Genomic DNA, 19,787 nt, shown 5'->3' with positions numbered 1-19,787 from the left:
TTCATTATGATACCATCTATTTTATTGATACGGTGTTGATAAAGCAATGCTTGGAAGGAGTAACTTAATGGAACAAGAGAAACCCAATGTAAAAAAAGGAATACTATTATTTATTTTAATTTTAGGTTGTTTTTTATCAACCTTGAATCAAACCCTGCTCAATGTAGCACTTAATGATCTGATGAATGTGTTCAAAGTGTCGGCTTCAACCATACAATGGCTAGCAACTGGCTTTATGCTGGTCAACGGAGTATTAATTCCCGCCACAGCTTATCTCATGAAGCGTTTCACCACTAGACAATTATTTGTCAGCTCCATGCTGCTGTTGTTGATCGGCAGCGTAATTTGTGCATTATCACCTAATTTCAGTATTTTACTTACAGGAAGAATGATTCAAGCCGCAGGTACAGGGATTATTACTCCCCTTATGATGAGCATCATCCTTATCGTCTTCCCTATTGAAAAAAGAGGCAGCGTCATGGGCTTGATCGGCTTTGCTATTATATTTGCACCTGCAATCGCCCCTACTCTGGCTGGTTTCATCATTGAATATGTATCTTGGAGATGGCTCTTTATTGGGCTGGTACCTTTTGCGGCAATTGTCATTTTGCTATCATTAAAATACTTGGCTAACGTTTCTCAAACCGTCAAAGCCAAGCTTGATGTTGTGAGTGTTGTATTGTCTACAATCGGCTTCGGCTTTATATTATATGGATTTAGCACCGCTGGCAGCAAGGGCTGGGATTCCCTCAGTGTGATCCTGTCTTTGATCATCGGACTCTTAATTACATCTCTATTTTGTGCCCGGCAAATTAAATCCAAAGATCCTCTATTGAACCTGGATGTATTTAAGAATAAGATGTTTACGTTCACTTCCGTCATAAACATTCTCATTACGATGCTTATCTATGCGGATCTGATCCTGCTGCCTATGTACCTCCAAAGCGGTAAGGGCTTTACCGCCTTTGAAGCTGGACTATTATTACTACCTGGTGCAGTGATTAATGCTCTTTTATCTCCAGTTACAGGCAAGCTGTATGACCGAATCGGAGCAAAACCTCTGTTTATAACAGGCCTGCTCTTCATCATCCCATCCATGTGGGCCGTGACTGACTTATCCAGTGATACTTCTTATATGTATTTAATGATCCGTACGATTTGTCTGCGCATTGGCCTTAGCTTTATTACGATGCCGCTGAACACTGCTGGTTTGAATGCATTGCCAAGACATTTGGGCACGCATGGCTCCGCAGTTAACAATACGGTTCGGCAAATTGCAGGAGCGATCGGAACAGCTGTTGTAATCACGATCTATACCGCTCAAGCAGCCCGTCATTCTATTGAAGTTCAAAGCCAAAATCCAACGGCTTCCTCCGAGTTCATCGCGACCCTTTCTTCCATATTAGGCTCAAGTGACGCATACTACTTTATGATGGTTATAGGGATAATTGCACTTGTGCTGACGCTATTCATGCCTGGCAAAAGGACGCAGAAACAGGCTGCTGAACAAGCCTTAGAGAAGAAAGAGTCCGTCCAATCCAAATAGTGATTTCTTTCAGAGTTAAAATTAAAGAAGAAGACAGCCGAATCTTAATGCTCGGCTGTCTTCTTCATTTATGAATTCCTCAAGGCTTTGATAATTACTAGCCTATACATCTTTCCCTGTCCATAATTTAATACGCTCTTTCAGCCATTCTGTGTATTGCTGCTCCATCTCAACCGCGCCTGCTTTATCAATCTCCGCCAGCATGCTGTCATAGATTTGATCAAATTGATCCGGGCTTGAAACGATTGCTTCTGGAATCCGTTTGCGAATAATGTCTTGGGTTTTCTGGAAAATAACGTTGTAATTCGTATCCGATGGAACCGGCATATTGTATGCAGCTCCCCACTCCTTAACAGGGAAATCCTCTTCAGTCGGGAATAAGCCTTTCCAAGTCTCTACGCCATAAGCTGCAAGTGTTTCCTTCTCGACCTCGTTATAGTTCTTGATAATTTCTTCTGGGAAGTTGGTAGTATAATAATTCCCCGTTGAATCTTTTACTCCATCACCATAACGCGCACTGAAGATGTTGTACAGACCGATTCCGGATTCCTTCGTAAAGTTTGCATTGTCATTGTTCTTCTTCTCCTGAACCTCTGCTGGGATCTTACGAACGCCGTCTTCTACAACATAGTGTTCACCTTCAATCCCCCATTGACGAAGTACCTGCCCTTCGTCAGAGGCAAGCCAGTCTAGGAATTTAATTGCACGAACAGGATCTTCACAGCTCGTTGTGATCCCGATCCCGTATGCATCCAGGCCGATGCTTTGGAAGTCGGCGCGTTTATATGTCTCATCCAGAGATACAGGATAGTGTCCGTAAGTCTGCTCATACTTTCCGGCAGATTTCAAAGCATTCTCTGCGTCGCTGTATCCCCAATCTTGGTCAAGCAAACCAAGTACACGTCCACTTGCTATCTTAGCCTTGTATTGATCATCCTTTTGAATGAAGCTCTCTTTATCGAGCAAGCCTTCATTGTATATTTTGTTCAGCCAGCGGAAAAACTCTTTCTCCTCTGGACGCTTGTAATGTAACATCGCTTCGTACGTTTCAGGATTAATGTAGTATTCGCCATCATCCGGAGCGCCTGTTACACCAAAAGCTGGATTTGTAACCGTTATCATAATTCTCCATCCATCAGCACTAAGTGAGATCGGAATGGTTGGCTGACCATCGGCTGTTGTTGGATGCTTCTCATAGTACTCCCGAATTGCATTCTCAAAATCTTCTAGGGTTTTGATCTCTGGATAACCCAGCTCCTTAACCACTTGATGCTGTATTGAGAATCCGCCTCCTGCATCAAACAATGTCTGTCCAACACCCGTATTTGTTGGCAGCCAGTATATCGATTGATCTTCATTGCTGTATTTAAGACGATTCATCTGATCTCCATAAACCTTCTTCAAATTAGGTGCATGCTCTTCAATAAGATCCGTAAGATCAATCATCGCACCTGCATCAACCAATTTGGACAAATTCCCTTTCGGATAAATGAGATCAGGATAATCACCGCTTGCTGCCATCAGAGGGATCTTCTCATCTCCGCCCCCGCTGGATACATCATATTCGGCATTGATCGTTACACCGGTCTCTTCAATGATCTTCTGACCTATAGCATCCTGCATCTTATTCCAGTTCGGACTTGCATCCGCTCCGAAAAACGTAAATGTGATCGGTTCTGTTGAATTCGATTCCGATGAAGTCCCTTCATTTCCGGTACTTGCTCCATCATTCGTATTTCCACAGGCAGCAGTAAACAACATTGTGCTTGCAAGTAGAAGCATGGCAACCGTTTTTGGCGCTTTGTGTTTCATTTGCTGTAATCCCCCTTAGATAGCTTTTTATATGTATAACAGGTATCCCTGTATATACCGAATTGAACAGCGAGGAAACAAATCATCATCAAAACCTTAATATAAAGCGCTTTAGGAACAGAATAAACTGGATGAATAGAGAATTAGTTGATCTGAAGTGCAGTTTACTTGAAATAATGAGGAAATGTATTGGGAAATAAATTGAGGTAACGTTTTCGAATATAAAATGTAAGTGCTTTCATTGCATTCAGTGTATGAAATATCATTGAATAAGTCAATCCTATTTTTTTATTTTTTGCATTGAAATTTACATATCCTGCATTACGAAGAGTCAGTTGATAGATGACTCCGTGATCATCACAATTCCAGCTTATCAGACACTTTAGAGTGAATAAAAAAGGTATGCTTCCAGGATTCTGGCAGCATACCTTTCTATAAACTACATTTATTAATTAATGCATAGGGCCTTGCTCACTCTGTTGTCCAGTTACCTGAACCCGTTTAATGAAGAAAGAAATGACTAGACCGATGACGGCCAGGATTAATGCGAATACAAAGGCATTTTGTACACCGGTTGTAAATCCAGCGAGTTGATTCTCCGGACTTTCCGGATTGGTCACTCCACTCAAGAAACGCGCCTGACCTGCACTGAGAATACTTACCGCAACAGCTGTACCAATCGCACCAGACACTTGCTGCAGAGTATTCATAATTGCCGTTCCATGCGGATAATACTCCGGCGGAAGCTGGTTCAGACCATTCGTCTGAGCAGGCATCATGACCATAGAAATACCGATCATCATGAATAAATGGAGTGTAATAATCAAGGCCAGTGGAGTCGCAGGTTCAATTCCAGTATACATAAACAGAACTGCAGCCACTACAACTAATCCAACACGAACGAGCCATTTAGGACCAAATTTATCAAACAGACGCCCCATTACTGGTGACAAGAATCCATTCAGCAGGCTGCCCGGCAATAATACTAATCCGGCTGTCAGAGCTGTAACCGCAAGACCTTTCTGCAAATACATCGGCAATATCAGCATGGACGATAACATCATCATCATACAGAAGAAGATAAGAATGAGCCCAATTGTAAACATTGGATACTTGAATGCGCGCAGATCCAGCATCGGCTGCTTCATTCTGAGCTGGCGGATGCTGAAGATGAGCAAAGACAATACGCCGACTAACAGCGTACTTATAACAATGGGGCTGCTCCAACCACTGCCTGTTTCTCCGTGTCCACCCGCACTACTAAACCCGTATACGATACCTCCAAAACCAAGTGTGGATAGGATGATAGATGGTACATCAATTTTCGGTTTCGTTAATTTCGAGATGTTCGGCAGGAACATTAAGCCGCACACAAGCGAAATGATAAAGAATGGCAATGATATCAAGAAGATCCAATGCCAGGTCAGGTTAGCCAGAATCAATCCTGAAATACTTGGACCGATCGCCGGCGCAAACATAATGACCAGCCCGATCAATCCCATCGCAGAACCCCGCTTCTCGATCGGGAAAATAATCAATATCGTGTTAAACATCAACGGCAGCAATAGTGCTGTACCCGCAGCCTGAAGCACCCTTGCAATTAATAGCATTTCAAAGGTTGGTGCAAACGCAGCTACCAAAGTACCTGCAATCGAAAAAATCAGTGAAGTTGTAAACAATTGTCTTGTAGTAAACCATTGCAACAGCAATCCAGACACGGGTACTAGAATACCCAATACAAGCAAATAACCAGTAGTCAGCCACTGAATTGTTGTAGGCCCTACTTGTAGCAGATCCATCAATGGAGTCATTGCTACATTAAGTGCTGTCTCTCCAAATAGACCGATAAATCCACTAAGCAGCATGGCGAACAAAATGGGCAGCACCTTATATTGTTTTTGTTCTTGCCCCTCTTGCACAGTATCAGCTTTCATGGTAACCTCCACGGTTCCATCCTCCTCTTAATCCTTAATATATTTTCTCTCTCTACAAGTTAGGGAAGCCTACTTCGCATTCTTTGCGAGAACCGACAAATAATTTGCAGCCGTCAGCATCGGCTGTTTGTCCTGATTGGTCAGGCTGATAATCAATGCTCCCTCCAGCAAGGAAATGACCAATAAACCCGTTTCTCGTGCTTTCTCCTCACTTATGCCATCCTTAATGAGATTCCTGGCAATCACTTGCTGCCAATCTGCAAATACTCCTTGACAAGCTTCTCTCAGCTGATGACTAATGCAAGAGGTCTCAACGGCTGCCCAGAAGCTGAATGGCAAAAAACCGGTGAATCCAGCTGCTTCAGTCTCATCAGCAAGCTTATGAACGAATAATTGTATGGCATCCCCCGTATTGTCATTAGCCGCAAAGCACGCTTCGAATTTCTGCAATATATCCTCATTAGCTTTTTGAATACATTCGTGTGCAAGCTCTTCCTTACCATGCGGGAAATAATGATACAACGAGCCTTTGGGTGTATTACTTTCCTTAATGATCTGATTTAGACCGGTCGCATGATATCCCTGTGAAAAAAACAGTCTGGCTGCTGTATTAACGATGCATTCTTTAGCGTTAGACTTCTCACTCAAGCAGAGTCACATCCTTATGCATTATAACGATTGGTCTATATAATTAAAACCATATCGCTGCATACTGTCAAGCATTATTTTGAGAAATCAGCTTCACATCGTCACAGTCAGAAAAAAATGAATTATTTAATCGCCATGCACCATCATACAAAGCCTATGTGTACCTAATACATGATCATAATTAAATCCGTGTTAAATCTATAGTTCAATATAAAATTTTGAGAATTTCGTAGCCTGCTAATGCTTGATTGACCTCCTATTGCGCTTACTGTAATATATAGTAAATATTATGAAAATTATGGCGAGGAGAGGAATAAATGAGTGTACATTTTCCTTACGATGAGCCTCTGGATCTGGATTCTATAGTCAATTTGATTCAATCAAACTATACAATTGAGAACTGGGAAGAGGTTCTATCCTTATCTGATCAGCTTATGCAGCTAGCCAAAGAAGTTCATCAAGAGCTTATCGAGACAGACTCCACGTCACATGTTTATAAAGACCATATCATTTATTACTTTGGATACAGTCATCTTATGAATGGTCTCTCCTATCAGAAGCTGGGTGATTTCACCAAATCAAGAGAGTACATCTCCTTCTATGCCAACCTGGATTGGCTTGATGATTCCACAGAAACGGGCAAATATCTGATCGAACACTTCAAATTCTTCTCTACTGCTAATGAATTACAGCTCGATATTCTGGATGGCAAGCAGGACAGGCTGCCTGAATATGTACAATTCTTAGACGCTAACCCCGATCAAGTACTTCAAGGCTTAATCAATATCCTTCGTTCTGCTAATCAATTTAACTATGACGTCGATTCCATCATTACTCACCTATCAAATTTCGTAGAAGGCTACACGCATTACAACGATAAAGTAAGAGCAGCACATTACTTGTCCTACCAATATCAGCTCGCCCTATACCGCAATATGAAACAGGAACAATCAACCGCGATCGATATTACCCTTCATATTCTGGATGCAGCTGATGAAATGAGGAATGACAAGTATTTCAAAAAAGCAATCTCCTTGTTTGAAATTCTTAGAAAATTTGGTACTGTTTCTCAACTCAAAACGTGTTATGATATACTCAATAAAATTCTTATGAGAGGAGATCTCCCAAATGAAAAAAGGTATTCTAGCCGCTCTGACAGTGTTGGGTCTGTTCATCTTCGTAACTTATCCTGATTTTGTACCCAATTCAATGCAGCTTCTTGACCACGGTTCTGAATTTAGACCTAAATAATCAACAATTCCCTTGCTAACTATGACCTACATATGAATTGGCTATTCACAACACATGGTTCATGTGTTGTGAATAGCCTTTTTTCATTAACATATCAAGATTTAATGTTATTCTCTTCTCTTGCTCTAAAAAAAAGATCACTTGGGATTATTTTCTAACTTCCCAAGTGATCACGTTATTCTAGGGTCTCAGCAAAATTCCGCTTATTTTCCTGGAGTAAATTTAATCTTTAGCGCTTCTGCCATTAACACAGGCAAATCTGTATTCTCATGAAGTCCGGTAAATAGATCCGCACCCGGGCCATATGCATACAACGGTATGTCTACACCCGTATGGTTCAGACTTGACCAGCCAACATTTGCTCGTGCAGAGACAATTTCATTAATCGTAATTGACGGCTGTTCGGAAGACTTAATTAACTGAGCCTCATCATCTGTAAGATCAAGTGCAGTGTATTCCTTCACAACCTCTTTTATATTACTGCGAGTGGAATCAAGCTTGGTTACCATATAATCACCGGTAGCCGTTACATTTCGAATCACCTCTAGATCTACATCTCCTTGACCGCTTCCGCCAACGGACATACCTCCTGTGTCATGATCCCCTGCTACAACGACCAACGTATTCTTGTCCTTCTTAGCAAATTCCAGTACAGATTCCAGAGCCTTCTCAAATGCTTCCGAATCCTTCATTGCCCAGGCTGCATCATGATCGTGACCTGCCCAGTCAATTTGGCTTCCTTCAACCATAAGGAAGAACCCATCTTTATCCTTGTTGAGTACCTTCAATGCCGTTTCTGTCATTTCTTTCAGGCTAGGCTGATTCGTCGTTTCACGGTCCAGTTCAGGCGCCAGTCCATCTTCCGCAAATAATCCAATCAGCTTGTTCGATCTTTCAGCACGCTTCAAGTCAGCTTTGCTCGAGATGTACTGATAACCATCCTCTTTTGCTTCATTGATAAGAGAGTCGGGGAAATATTTTTTCCCACCACCCATAATGACATCTACATCATTATCGATAAGCTGTGGAGCAATAGCCGCTTCATCCGCACGGCTGGCTACATGAGAGGCGAATACAGCCGGTGTTGCATGCGTAATGGTAGAAGTTGCAACTAAACCTGAGGACTTGCCTTTTTCCTCCATCGCTTCAAGAATGGTTTTGAGCTCTTTGCCATCAGGTGAAGTGCTGATCATACCGTTGTTTGTTTTAACACCAGTTGCAAAAGCGGTGCCCGCTGCAGCTGAATCCGTAATCTCTGAATTTGCAGAGTATGTACGATGCATCCCAACTAATATAGAATCCAGTGCTGTTTCTTCTCCTTTATACCAACGGTAATTCGTGACATATGAAGCGGAGAAGCCATCTGGAACCATAAAGATGACATTTTCGACTTGTCTATTATTATTTTGATTCCCCTTTGCATCTAAGATGGGCAAGTGACTTCCAGCGGTTATTGTTCCAAGAGCGATTGCAGAAACAGCTGTAATCGTTATAGCCTTTTTTCTAAATGTATTCATTATTATTCCTCCTTTAATTTTCAATTCTAATAGAGTATAAAACACAAATATTAACCGTATATTTTTTTATCGTTTACTCAATGTAATATTATGATTTCGATACGGAAATCATAGTTATCCAAGTCAGAATGCAGAATATGAAATGGGCAGGCGACGTTCCTGCTGAACTCCATGTCAGACTAAACTTCATTTCTTGCAATTTACAGGTACGGTGAAGAGTCTCCGGCATATACTCGGACATAGTGTGAACACTTATGTCTGGAAGAATACACAAGGTGTACGCACTTACGTTAAATCCAGCTGGATTCCTATAACAGGGGTACAATATATAGATCGTTATGAAGCTGCTCAGTTCGCATCTGAAAACCCTGATTATGCAGGAAAAAATCTCTATGATACGTTAGCCGCTGGCAAAACGGAAGAGTAAGGTTTGTATGTGCAGCTGATGAATCCTGCTGACGAAGCGGTGCTGCCTTTTGACCCCCTTGACGACACGAAGGAAGGGGATGAACGGCAGTATCCTGTGATACCTGTCGGCAGGATGGTATTTAAACCGGAATCCAGATAATTAAATTGGATAAACTTTATTCTCCTATCAGGTGGTTCTATTCTTCGTGTTTTTCGAAGATTTCGGCAAAGATATGCCTGTAAATCCATAGAATACAGTGATTAAGGGACACAGCAAGCAGAACAGAGCAAATGGCGCATATTCAACTACGGAAACACCCAGCACAGAAGTAATAAATACACCACACACACTCCATGGAACAAGGGGATTTACTACCGTTCCCGCATCCTCTAGCACACGTGATAGATGCTTTGGTTCAAGTCCTGCCTTTCTGTAGTAATCTTTAAATGCATTGCCGGTTAATAAGACCGACAAGTACTGCTCTCCAATAATAAAATTGACAGCTATGGCCATTCCAGCGGTAGAACAAATAAGAATGGAAACACGGTTTAAGAAGCGTTGGACCATAGACAGCAAGGCAGGGATGATTCCAAGTCTAAACAGCAAGCCTCCCATACTTAACGCAAGCAGTATAACAGATACACTGAACATCATGCTCTCTATTCCGCCTCTGGACAGCATTGTATCTACATCCTCCACTCCACTAGCCGATTGGTAACCCGAATATAGCAGATCCAGCATACTCTTAATATCAATCCCATTCCCAGTCCATATAGAGATGACCAGCGCCGATAGCGTACCTGCAAACAAGGCAGCAATAACTGGCACCTTCATAAAGGCAAGAACTGCTAGGATCACAAACGGCAAGAATGAGTATCCATTAACAAGATTCAATTGCATCAGCGTATCTTTCACCAATTCAATTTGGTCTATACTGGTACTCGTTTGTTGTGGAGAGAGCACTAAGAATACGATGAATGATATCATAAATGCAGGAATTGTGGTCCAGGCCATATTTTTAATATGATCAAATAAATCTGCACCCGCTACTGTAGCAGCAAGGTTAGTCGTATCGGACAGTGGCGACATCTTATCTCCAAAGAATGCACCTGAGACAATGGCTCCTGCGGTGATTACCGGTGACATATCCAGTGCAGTACTCGCACCTATGAATCCAACGCCTAGAGTGGCTGCTGTCGTAAGAGAACTGCCAAGACTAATACCAATGATGGCGGTCACAAGGAACACGATTGCATAGAAGAACTTTCCCGATACCAGCTCGATAGATAAATAAACAAAAGTTGGAATGGTCCCGCTCGCCATCCAGCTGCTGATCAGCATGCCAATGAAGAAGAAGATCATCACTGCACCGATTCCCGATTTAGCTCCCTCTGCCATTGCTCCTTCCAGCTCTTTGAAGCTAACCTTCTTTATAGCACCATATATTAGCAGAAGTGCTATTCCGGACATAACTGCGATATGCGGAACCACCTCAACTCCAATAATCAGGTATCCCAGCAATCCCATTAACAGAGCAGTGATGACCATTGCTTCTGCTGAATGAATCTTTAATACCTTATTTTCCTGATCCATATTTACCTCCATATCATAGTCGTCATTTCGATTTGAACTATTTCAATCATTCCCTGTAAGACATCAACAAAAAAAGTCCCTTCGCTTTAGTAACGAAAGGACTCATCAGGCTCCGCTTTTATGGTGCGGGATAATTTAAGATTCCTACTCTCTGTAAGCTCTGCTGTTACCGTCTGGGTGCGAAATATTTCTATTTATTTACGACAATTTTTATTATCAACTTTTCTACTAAAATGCTAAAATGCTTTTAAGCGTTAAATCATGTATGCAGACATCACTTTACACTACTTCGTTCTTTCTGTCAAAGAATACGAGACCATTAAATTAATATCATACAAGTCATACATATATCTGGGGGTTCTATGAGAGAAATAAAGGTTTATCATTACGATGCATTCAGCAATATTCCTGGTATGGGAAATCCAGCCGGGGTGGTACTGGACAGCGATGAGCTAACAGAGGAACAAATGAGGCAGGTGGCTGAGAAGGTAGGCTTTAATGAAACTGCGTTTCCGATGAAATCGGACTTAGCTGATCTGAGGATTCGTTATTTTACACCTGGACATGAAATCAATCTATGTGGTCATGCAACAATGCAACAATGGCAACCATCTATGCGCTTCATTCAAAAGGTCTGCTATGCAATTTGACGAATTTTACGATTGAGACCAGAGCCGGCGTCTTGCCGATTCAACTGAATCTAGATGAACAGGAGTTATCTATCACCATGAAGCAATCGGCACCCGAATTTCACAGCTTCAATGGCTCTATTCAAGAGCTGGCGAATTCAATTGGAATTAACATTAGTGATATCGATACTGAAACACCTATAGTATATGGCAGCACGGGAACATGGACTTTAATAGTTCCGGTAAGAAACCTTGATGCTTTCAGACGGATGAAGCCTGAGAACACTCTTTTTCCTAACATATTAAAGGAGATGCCTCGTGCTTCTATCCATCCTTTTTGCTTACAGACTTATGATGAAGCTGCACATATCCACGCCAGGCATTTCTCCTCACCGTATTCAGGTACGATCGAAGATCCGGTAACGGGTACGGCTTCTGGCGTGTTGGGAGCTTACTATGCAAAATATATAAATAAAGAATTGACTTCAACGTTCGAGCTTCTCATAGAACAGGGGCAGGAAATCGGAAAGGATGGCCGAGTACAGGTAAAAGTGATCGCAGGTGACACGATCGAAATCACGGGAAATGCTGTTTATGTCAATAAATTCCATGTGTTAATCTAAGCCAGCGGCTGATTCTATCCAGCGCTACCTCCAGCTGTACGAACGAAGATGCATACGAGCACCGGATGAAGCCCTCTCCACCATTACCAAACACATGACCAGGCACTACGGCTACCTTCCCCTCGCGGAGGAGCCTTTCTGCAAACTCCTGAGAACTCATTCCTGTCACCGTAATGTCTGGAAAGGCATAAAAGGCACCCTTCGGTTGTCGGCATGACAGACCCAGTTCACTTAAACTCTGAATGAACATTTTTCGTCGCTCATTGTAAGCCTGCTTCATCTCTTCCTTTTCTTCATGTCCGTTCTTAAGACATTCAATAGCGGCAATTTGCCCCATGATAGGTGCACACAGGATGGTATATTGGTGAATCTTGACCATTTCCTGCAAGAGCTGCTTAGGTCCACATAAATAACCTATTCTCCATCCCGTCATAGCGAATGCTTTGGAGAAGCCGCTGACCACAAGCGTCCGATCTCGCATGCCAGGCAGCGATGCAATACTGTCATGCTGACCATCATAAGTGAGCTCCGCATACATTTCGTCCGTAATAACGATGAGATTATGCTGTATTGCCAGACGGACTATTGGCAGCCAGTCTTCTTTTTTCATCACTGCACCTGTCGGATTACTAGGATAATTGACGATCACGGCTTTAGTTCTTGAAGTAATGGCCTGCTGTAGTAATTCTTCGGTCAGCTTAAAGTCGTGCTCGTCGGACAGCTCCAGCTCAATCGGAACTCCGCCGTTTAACCGTACAAGCGGAGAGTATGCTACGTAACCTGGCACAGGTATGACGACCTCATCACCTGGTGTTAAGAGTGCACGAAGAGCCAAATCTATTGCTTCACTACCACCGACGGTTACGAGTATCTCACCAACAGGGTCGTAGCTCATCTTAAAATATTTATTCAAATATCCAGCAATTTCTTCCCGCAGCTCCATGAGTCCTTCATTAGGTGTATACATGGTTCGCCCATCGTTCAGCGCCTTTACACATGCTTCTATTGCTCGCTTAGGTGTAACGAAATCGGGTTCTCCTACGCCTAGAGAGATCACCTCCGGATCAGCTTCGGCTGCGTTAAAAAATTGGCGAATTCCGGACGGCGGCATTGTCTGTACTACAGGTGACAGGAAGCTGTTCTTAAGATACATAACGATTCTTCTCCCTATTGCACAGATTCTCTTTGCTTCTTTCCTCTAAGGAGGCTGTAATTATTCTATCCAGCAGTCCTTCGTACTCTATCCCATCTGCTCTGGCGCTCTGCGGAAACAGACTCGTTTGAGTCATTCCCGGAAGCGTATTTACTTCTAATACATAGACCACGCCGTCCTTGAGCATCAGGTCTATCCTTGCATACACACTGCACTTCAGGGACGAATAGCACTTTAAGGCAGCTTCATTCACCTGGTTTTGGAGCTCATCCGTCAGTTGAACGACCTGCTCTTCCTCTTCCCCTGCCTCATATTTGGACACATAGTCAAAAAACTCAGCTTTGGGTTTAATGGATAGGATTGGCAGAAGCTTACCGTCTAATATAGAGTAAGTTAGCTCCTCTCCCTCTATATAACGTTCAATCATAACTTGACGGTCCCATTTCAGTGCTCTACATACCGCTTCCTCAAGAAACTCTGCAGACCGAACAAGTTGAGTTCCTATGCTGGAGCCGCCGCTGTTCGGCTTGACGATGACTGGAAATTCGATCGCTTCGGTGTCTACAGTCGACAGCTCTTCCAAGCTGCTAACGTTGATCCAGTCTGGTGTGTAGACACCTGCTTGCCGAAGCAGCCTCTTGCTCATGTCTTTATCCATACAAATGCTGCTGGATAGCACACCACTTCCTGTATATGGAATACCCAAAGTTTCCAGCGTGGCCTGTACGGTTCCATCCTCGCCAAAGTTTCCATGAAGAGCGAGCAGAGCGAAGTCAATCCCATTTGTCTTGGTAATCAGATCACGCTTATCCTTAATATCAATGGGAATTGGACTGTATTTAGATTTATTGAGATGAACCATCATTTGCTTGCCTGTTTGTAATGAGACTTCTCTCTCGGAGGATACTCCGCCCATAATGATGCCAACTTTCACAACACTACCTCCTTAAAATAATGCTGCGCTCTGATCAGAGCAGCTTCTCCGCACAATGACCAATCATTTGAATTCCCTTCCGAATATCCGCTTCTGATACTCGTGAGAAACCAAGCCGAAGCGTATTCCGACCACGGCCGTCCGTGTAAAAAATATCACCCGGTGTAAACAAAACCCCCTGTTCTGAACACAACTTCAGCAGCTTCCTTGTATCCAAGCCGGGTGCAAATTCAATAAATACATGAAGGCCTCCATCACTTGACAACTGATGCGCAGGGAGCCAATCTTTACAACCTTTGACGACCAGCTCATATTTTCGTTTGTATTCCGACTTCGCCCGCTTTAGATATTTCTCAAAATTGCCATTATAAAGATATTGATATAGCAAGGATTGATCGAGTGTAGACGTATGAATGCTTCGTGCACGCTTTACGCTCTCCAGATAATGAATCAATGCTTTATCGGCCAGCACCCAGCCGACACGCAAGCCGGGAAATAATATCTTAGAGAAGCTCCCTATATAGATCACATTGTTATATCCACTTCCCGCACTCACGACAAGCGGTGCTATATGCGATCCCGAATAACGCAATTCTTCATTAAATCCGTCCTCGATGATGGGAACCCGATATTCAGTAAACAGACGTAAAGCTTCTCTTCTTTTTTGATGGGACATCACTATTCCAGTGGGATTATGATAAGAGGGTATGAGATAAGCCAAATCATAAGCATGAGATGCGAGCTCATGGGAAAGGTCCTTCAGACGGATACCATCCCTCTCCATAGGAACTCCTGTAATCTTGTAACCATGCATTTTAAATGCTTTGATGGCCGTATGATGAGTCGGATTCTCGCACAAAATCCGGCCGCTTCCTTGCTTGAAGCTAGACAGTACCAGGCTGAGCCCCTCCGTAAAGCCACTCGTCACGAGCAGGTCCTTACCAGCTAGGTCTACGCCTTTATTCTCCATATAGCTCAGCAGATATTCGATCAGCGGTTGATAGCCTTTGGCGTATCCATAATTTAGAAGCACCTCTCCCTCTAATGACATTCGGTCCATAAAAGCCCTCTTTACATTTTGCAGATCAAACAACTCTTCATCTGGAGCAATACTGGTAAAAGAAATGGCTTGTTTCTGTCCACGAATGCCATGCTTCATTAAATCATGTTCTTCGGCAAGCCTAGCATAGTCATTTAATTTCGTACTCCAATCAATCATAACGCCGTGTGACTGAAATACAGAATCCGAAGGTGCGGCAGAATCAATAACGAAATGACCCTGACCTTTAACGGTATAAATATATCCATCCGCTTCAAGCTCTGAGTAAGCGTTTATTACGGTATTACGGCTAACATGGAGAAGTACGCATAGTTCACGGGTAGAAGGCAGCTTTTGATCTCCTTGAAGTGCTCCTGTCGTTATAAGCCGTCTCATATAATCTTTGACCTGTATATAGGCCGGTCGGTCATTCGCTAGTATAAAATCCGAATACATTCTCAGCAGCCCCCTCGCCATCATCATCGCATATAATCATTTAGACCACTAGATCCACGAAGTCACGCTTTCAAGGCAGAAGTGGTTCCCAGATCAGGTAAAAATACCTTTCATCGATTTCGTTCCGTCCTCAGGAGTTACCTAACATACGTATTTACTACTCCAGCACATAGTGCTAGCTTTGATATCAGAAGCATAGTTGGAATAGAGGTGAGTTATGCATTTAAATGAGTTAATTCGCAGCAATATATAGAAACCAAATTCAGTAATTATTCGCTGAATAAAAAAAGCCAAGGCAAATGCCTTGACTCTTGTAGTGAACAGTTAAGCAGCTTTCTTCCTAAGAATGTAATAGATTGCGATGACGATGATAAACCATACCGGAGTTACAAACAGAGCGACTCTCGTGTCTTCAGCCAGCCCCAAGATGACAAGTACAAAAGCAAGAAAGGCCAAAATCAAGTAGTTAGAGAATGGATAGAGCGGCAGCTTGAACTTATTGCTACGTGCCAATTCCGGTTTCAATTTACGGTATCTCAGATGACTGATCACGATCATCGCCCAGATGAAGAGAAAACACACTGTCGAAATGCTCGTAATAAGTGTAAATACACCCTCCGGCATTACGTAATTCAGTATAACTGCGATTAATATAACCGCACAAGAGAAATACAGCGCATTAGAAGGCACTCTTCTTCTGTTCAACTTGCTTAGACGTTCAGGCGCATTCTCGTCTTTGGCCAAGGAATACAGCATACGGCTTGTACTAAAAATGGCACTGTTGCAGGCCGAGGCCGCAGATGTCAGCACGACAAAATTAACGACCGCTGCCGCCGCGGTAATACCTACAGCCAGGAACACCTGAACGAAGGGACTCTCATCCGGAATAATCGCATTCCATGGATAGATGCTCATAATTACGAGCAGTGCGCCCACATAGAAGATCAAAATTCTGATGGGAATATTATTGATGGCTTGCGGAATAACTTTTTCCGGATTCTCCGTCTCACCCGCTGTCAGACCAACAAGCTCAATACCTACAAAAGCAAATACCACCATTTGAAAGGATAGTAAAAAGCCGTTCACGCCATTTGGAAACATGCCTCCATGCTCCCATAAATTTGTGAAGCTCGAAGGACCTTGATCCGTGGAGAACCCTCTTACAATCATTACGATCCCGATGACGATCAGAGCAAGAATCGCGATAATCTTAATTAAGGCGAACCAAAATTCCATCTCCCCAAACAGCTTCACGGTTGCCAGATTCATTATTAGCAATATTACAAGTGCTATAAGGCCAGGCATCCATTGGGGTATCTCCGGAAACCAGAACTCTGTATATAGTCCGACGGCTGTCAAATCTGCCATTGCAATCGAAATCCAGCAGAACCAGTAAGTCCAACCCGTGACAAAGGCGGCCCCATTCCCCATGTATTCTTTAACAAATTCAACGAACGAATGGTAGTTAAGATTACTTAATAACAATTCTCCCAGAGCCCGCATAATGAAAAATAAAATGATACCCGTTAGTATGTATGCCAATAGTATCGAGGGACCTGCTAAATGAATGGATTTACCGGCGCCCAGAAACAAACCGGTACCGATCGCTCCACCTATGGCGATAAGCTGCACGTGTCTGTTTTTTAACCCTCTTGTCAAATTATCATCCTGTACCATGGGTTAGTTTCATTCACTCTCTTTCTCTGATGTCAATTCGGTTAGACAGCTCCATCTCCCGTTTTTATATCATACTTGCTTCTGCCTTCGATTACATAGGTAAATAGAACGAATATGTTGCTTATATAGCCTTAACTCCTATACCCTGCTTATTATTGCACAATACGTTTAAGCTCATCCTTTCACTCGTTCATGAGAAAATGTAGGCTTGAATGCATAAGCAGCCCTGTGTTATGGAAAACTTCCTAGGTGAGGATTAAGCATAAATCCCAATACAACAGCATTATTTAAAGGAGGTATTAGGTATGGCTAAGCCAGATAATCGCAAGGATAATGTTCAACATTTGCAAAATGCGGTACAAAACACTATTGAAAATTACCGTGAGGCTGAGGGCTATCTCGAAGAGTTCGGAGATGAAATACCTGCTCAGGAAAAAGCTCAAATTCAAGAGAAAAATGAACGCCGCAAGCATAGTATTTCCGGATTCCGTGAGGAAATTAAGGATGAATCCGATCATCAGTCACAATCCTAATGTGATTTGCACTTTGATCGAGGAGGAGGTTTGCTTCAAATGACGAAACAGGATCCACAAGAACTCCTACAGCAAAAACACAGTCAGGATGAGCAAAAAGAACAGTTCACCAAATTTGCACGCAGCGCATCAGGTCATGCTGAATTAGAAGCAGGGCAGGAATTCAGTCATGACAGAAAGTCGGATGACCAGAACCGCATGAAATCTGTCGAAAATAAAAGAGCCTGATCATTTCAATACCCGATTAACCAAGCCGATCCCATCATGGATCGGCTTATTTATACATCCCGCAAGTCTTAGATTACAAGGGTTACATCCTCCGTTATATCCCCATCATACTTATGACTTGAAATTAAAACTGTTGCAAATTATTCAGCAATATCATATATTAATTGACATATCAATTATTGACTCATCAAATATTGACTAATCAATTAAATAGATAAAAGGAGTGTCGTAATGACTATGCGCAAATATCAACAAAACAATGATTTCAACGAGATCGTTTACGGTCGTCGTTCCATCAAAGTGTATGATCCTGCCGTTAAGATCAGCAAAGAAGAAATGACTGAGATTTTGGAAGAAGCGGTTACAGCTCCCTCCTCAATTAATATGCAGCCTTGGCGTTTTGTGGTCATTGAAAGCGATGAGGCCAAAGCTACACTCGCTCCGCTAGCAAGATTCAATAAGGATAAAGTACTCTCCGCCTCAGCTGTTATTGCAGTGTTTGGGGACATGAATAACTTTGATTATGCGGAAGAATTTATGGAACTGCTGTAGAGCTTGGTTATATGCCTCACGAGGTTAAAGACATGCAGCTTGGTGCTTTTAAACCTATTTATGAAAATATGTCGGATGAAGTTTTGCGTGATGTCATCTTGCTGGATTCTGGTCTTGTATCCATGCAGCTTATGCTTGTGGCACGAGCCCATGGTTATGATACTAATCCAATCGGTGGATTTGAGAAGGATCAGATTGCAGAAGCTTTTGGTTTGGATAAAAACCGCTATGTACCGGTTATGCTAATTACGATAGGCAAAGCAGCAAGTAAAGGATTCACCTCTTATCGTCTACCTGTAGATACCGTTGCCATGTGGAAATAATTGGTTTCCATGATTTAGAGCATGTAGTTAGTGCTGTCTTGTACTTTATGGGAATTTGCATTATATTAATTGATAGCTCAAATAATGAGTGTGTCATGATTTGGACATGACCATAGAGCGATTGTCCACCTGACAGCACTCGGGAGGTCAATTTATGAAATGTTCATTCTCAGAACAGGAGCAAATTCTGCATCTGCTTAAGAATCTGAATAATCAGATCAGCCCCAAGTTTGAAAGATGTACAGGAATCAGCTCTTCCCGATATGACTTATTATATCAGCTCTATCTTGCAGACGAGGTCAACCAAACTCATCTGCAAAGGGCGATCAATATTGATAGTGCGGCCATTACTCGTCATCTTAAACAACTGGAAGCAGACGGAATGGTAGCAAGAAGGCGAAACCCTTCAGATCACAGAGTAACCTTTGTTCGTCTGACCGAAGACGGTCGGAAACATATCGTTAACTACAAGAAAGAAAAGATGAATTTCGTGAGTCAAATGCTGAAGGATTTCCGTAAGGAAGAAGTCGAGATTCTTAATGATATGCTGCTTCGATTGCAGAACAATATAAGCCAATACTAACTTACATTTAGGAAAAGGAAGGTCATCATCATAATTATCATTCATGCAAACTTATTGATTAAACCGGAGCAGGAAGCTGTATTTCTTGAAGAAGTCAAAGCACTTCTTGCAGCGACGAGAGCTGAAGAAGGAAACATCAGCTATGATCTCATGAAATCAACCGAGCAAGAGCATAAGTACACTATGGTTGAGCTGTGGAAGGATATGGAGGCTGCGGGAATTCACAATACAAGTGCTCACTTCACTTCCTTCACTCAGAAAGCGAAAGAGCTTCTGGCCGCACCGATGGAACTCAAAATATTCAGTGGTGAACCTCTGAAAGCTTAATTTAAATTACAAGACAACCT

15 protein-coding genes and 3 pseudogenes are annotated in these 19,787 nt (G+C 42.5%); 9 read left to right on the top strand and 9 right to left on the bottom strand.

Translation table 11 applies throughout. The annotated features are described in order from the left end of the window. The first annotated feature begins 67 nt into the window (after window positions 1–67). On the top strand, window positions 68–1,546 hold the full coding sequence (locus ACFQ3J_RS05925) for a DHA2 family efflux MFS transporter permease subunit (protein ID WP_251581496.1): 1,479 nt from the start codon (window positions 68–70) through the stop codon (window positions 1,544–1,546). Between the two features lie 102 nt (window positions 1,547–1,648). Here the strand turns inward: ACFQ3J_RS05925 and ACFQ3J_RS05920 are convergent, their stop codons facing one another. The 3 genes from ACFQ3J_RS05920 to ACFQ3J_RS05910 all read right to left on the bottom strand — a co-directional run bounded on the left by ACFQ3J_RS05920 (window position 1,649) and on the right by ACFQ3J_RS05910 (window position 5,940). Continuing rightward, window positions 1,649–3,358, bottom strand: coding sequence for an ABC transporter substrate-binding protein (locus tag ACFQ3J_RS05920; RefSeq protein WP_091156883.1), 1,710 nt, complete (start codon window positions 3,356–3,358; stop codon window positions 1,649–1,651). Window positions 3,359–3,810: 452 nt separating this feature from the next. Beyond that, entirely contained in the window at window positions 3,811–5,292 is a 1,482-nt protein-coding gene (locus tag ACFQ3J_RS05915; RefSeq protein ID WP_091159146.1) for an MDR family MFS transporter, read from the bottom strand. 69 nt (window positions 5,293–5,361) lie between these two features. Beyond that, window positions 5,362–5,940, bottom strand: coding sequence for a TetR/AcrR family transcriptional regulator (locus ACFQ3J_RS05910; RefSeq protein WP_251581495.1), 579 nt, complete (start codon window positions 5,938–5,940; stop codon window positions 5,362–5,364). Between the two features lie 317 nt (window positions 5,941–6,257). Between ACFQ3J_RS05910 and ACFQ3J_RS05905 the strand changes: the two genes are divergently transcribed. Beyond that, window positions 6,258–7,133, top strand: a complete 876-nt coding sequence (locus tag ACFQ3J_RS05905; RefSeq protein WP_091156886.1) for a hypothetical protein — start codon at window positions 6,258–6,260, stop codon at window positions 7,131–7,133. A gap of 261 nt (window positions 7,134–7,394) precedes the next feature. Here ACFQ3J_RS05905 and ACFQ3J_RS05900 read toward each other — a convergent pair whose 3' ends face one another. Continuing rightward, window positions 7,395–8,708, bottom strand: coding sequence for an alkaline phosphatase (locus tag ACFQ3J_RS05900; protein ID WP_251581493.1), 1,314 nt, complete (start codon window positions 8,706–8,708; stop codon window positions 7,395–7,397). 205 nt (window positions 8,709–8,913) lie between these two features. Here ACFQ3J_RS05900 and ACFQ3J_RS05895 point away from each other — a divergent pair. After that, a pseudogene (locus tag ACFQ3J_RS05895) lies at window positions 8,914–9,277 on the top strand (catalase); the annotation flags it as partial. Window positions 9,278–9,303: 26 nt separating this feature from the next. Here the strand turns inward: ACFQ3J_RS05895 and nhaC are convergent. Further along, window positions 9,304–10,710, bottom strand: coding sequence for a Na+/H+ antiporter NhaC (gene nhaC / locus ACFQ3J_RS05890; RefSeq protein ID WP_251581491.1), 1,407 nt, complete (start codon window positions 10,708–10,710; stop codon window positions 9,304–9,306). Window positions 10,711–11,072: 362 nt separating this feature from the next. Between nhaC and ACFQ3J_RS05885 the strand changes: the two are divergent. Further along, window positions 11,073–11,962: pseudogene (locus ACFQ3J_RS05885) on the top strand (PhzF family phenazine biosynthesis protein). On the opposite strand, the gene ACFQ3J_RS05880 reads toward ACFQ3J_RS05885, so the two are convergent. The 4 genes from ACFQ3J_RS05880 to ACFQ3J_RS05865 form a co-directional block, all read right to left on the bottom strand. Beyond that, a complete protein-coding gene (locus tag ACFQ3J_RS05880) occupies window positions 11,937–13,115 on the bottom strand; it encodes an aminotransferase class I/II-fold pyridoxal phosphate-dependent enzyme (RefSeq protein ID WP_251581490.1) in 1,179 nt (392 codons plus the stop codon). The pseudogene ACFQ3J_RS05885 and the gene ACFQ3J_RS05880 sit on opposite strands and share 26 nt — an antisense overlap. Further along, window positions 13,105–14,049: a D-alanine--D-alanine ligase gene (locus ACFQ3J_RS05875; protein ID WP_251581489.1), complete on the bottom strand. Its 945-nt coding sequence runs from the start codon at window positions 14,047–14,049 to the stop codon at window positions 13,105–13,107. The genes ACFQ3J_RS05880 and ACFQ3J_RS05875 overlap by 11 nt, the downstream gene beginning before the upstream one ends. A gap of 34 nt (window positions 14,050–14,083) precedes the next feature. Beyond that, complete coding sequence (gene pdxR, locus ACFQ3J_RS05870) at window positions 14,084–15,544, bottom strand: MocR-like pyridoxine biosynthesis transcription factor PdxR (protein WP_251581488.1); 1,461 nt, start codon at window positions 15,542–15,544, stop codon at window positions 14,084–14,086. Window positions 15,545–15,868: 324 nt separating this feature from the next. Continuing rightward, window positions 15,869–17,221 carry an amino acid permease gene (locus tag ACFQ3J_RS05865; RefSeq protein WP_251581487.1) on the bottom strand — a complete coding sequence of 451 codons (1,353 nt, stop codon included), beginning with the start codon at window positions 17,219–17,221 and terminating at the stop codon, window positions 15,869–15,871. A 305-nt stretch (window positions 17,222–17,526) separates the two neighbouring features. On the opposite strand from ACFQ3J_RS05865, the gene tlp reads away from it, so the two are divergent. The 5 genes and pseudogenes from tlp (at window position 17,527) to ACFQ3J_RS05840 (ending at window position 19,767) form a co-directional block, all read left to right on the top strand. Next, on the top strand, window positions 17,527–17,754 hold the full coding sequence (tlp, locus tag ACFQ3J_RS05860; protein WP_251581486.1) for a small acid-soluble spore protein Tlp: 228 nt from the start codon (window positions 17,527–17,529) through the stop codon (window positions 17,752–17,754). 39 nt (window positions 17,755–17,793) lie between these two features. Further along, complete coding sequence (locus ACFQ3J_RS05855) at window positions 17,794–17,982, top strand: hypothetical protein (RefSeq protein WP_091156904.1); 189 nt, start codon at window positions 17,794–17,796, stop codon at window positions 17,980–17,982. Window positions 17,983–18,219: 237 nt separating this feature from the next. Beyond that, window positions 18,220–18,857: pseudogene (locus ACFQ3J_RS05850) on the top strand (nitroreductase family protein). Window positions 18,858–19,011: 154 nt separating this feature from the next. Continuing rightward, window positions 19,012–19,440, top strand: a complete 429-nt coding sequence (locus ACFQ3J_RS05845; protein ID WP_251581485.1) for a MarR family winged helix-turn-helix transcriptional regulator — start codon at window positions 19,012–19,014, stop codon at window positions 19,438–19,440. A 30-nt stretch (window positions 19,441–19,470) separates the two neighbouring features. Next, a complete protein-coding gene (locus tag ACFQ3J_RS05840) occupies window positions 19,471–19,767 on the top strand; it encodes a putative quinol monooxygenase (protein ID WP_091156911.1) in 297 nt (98 codons plus the stop codon). Window positions 19,768–19,787 lie beyond the last annotated feature (20 nt).

It is taken from the genome of Paenibacillus provencensis (genome assembly GCF_042678545.1).
Taxonomy (GTDB): domain Bacteria; phylum Bacillota; class Bacilli; order Paenibacillales; family Paenibacillaceae; genus Paenibacillus; species Paenibacillus provencensis.
This window is presented reverse-complemented; position numbering and strand designations above follow the sequence as displayed.

Bases quoted from the DNA above. Each gene is read 5' to 3' on its own strand.
- ACFQ3J_RS05925 (WP_251581496.1), top strand. From the start codon at position 68: ATGGAACAAGAGAAACCCAATGTAAAAAAAGGAATACTATTATTTATT.
- ACFQ3J_RS05920 (WP_091156883.1), bottom strand. From the start codon at position 3,358: ATGAAACACAAAGCGCCAAAAACGGTTGCCATGCTTCTACTTGCAAGC.
- ACFQ3J_RS05915 (WP_091159146.1), bottom strand. From the start codon at position 5,292: ATGAAAGCTGATACTGTGCAAGAGGGGCAAGAACAAAAACAATATAAG.
- ACFQ3J_RS05905 (WP_091156886.1), top strand. From the start codon at position 6,258: ATGAGTGTACATTTTCCTTACGATGAGCCTCTGGATCTGGATTCTATA.
- ACFQ3J_RS05900 (WP_251581493.1), bottom strand. From the start codon at position 8,708: ATGAATACATTTAGAAAAAAGGCTATAACGATTACAGCTGTTTCTGCA.
- nhaC (WP_251581491.1), bottom strand. From the start codon at position 10,710: ATGGATCAGGAAAATAAGGTATTAAAGATTCATTCAGCAGAAGCAATG.
- ACFQ3J_RS05880 (WP_251581490.1), bottom strand. From the start codon at position 13,115: ATGTATCTTAAGAACAGCTTCCTGTCACCTGTAGTACAGACAATGCCG.
- pdxR (WP_251581488.1), bottom strand. From the start codon at position 15,544: ATGTATTCGGATTTTATACTAGCGAATGACCGACCGGCCTATATACAG.
- ACFQ3J_RS05865 (WP_251581487.1), bottom strand. From the start codon at position 17,221: ATGGTACAGGATGATAATTTGACAAGAGGGTTAAAAAACAGACACGTG.
- tlp (WP_251581486.1), top strand. From the start codon at position 17,527: ATGGCTAAGCCAGATAATCGCAAGGATAATGTTCAACATTTGCAAAAT.
- ACFQ3J_RS05855 (WP_091156904.1), top strand. From the start codon at position 17,794: ATGACGAAACAGGATCCACAAGAACTCCTACAGCAAAAACACAGTCAG.
- ACFQ3J_RS05845 (WP_251581485.1), top strand. From the start codon at position 19,012: ATGAAATGTTCATTCTCAGAACAGGAGCAAATTCTGCATCTGCTTAAG.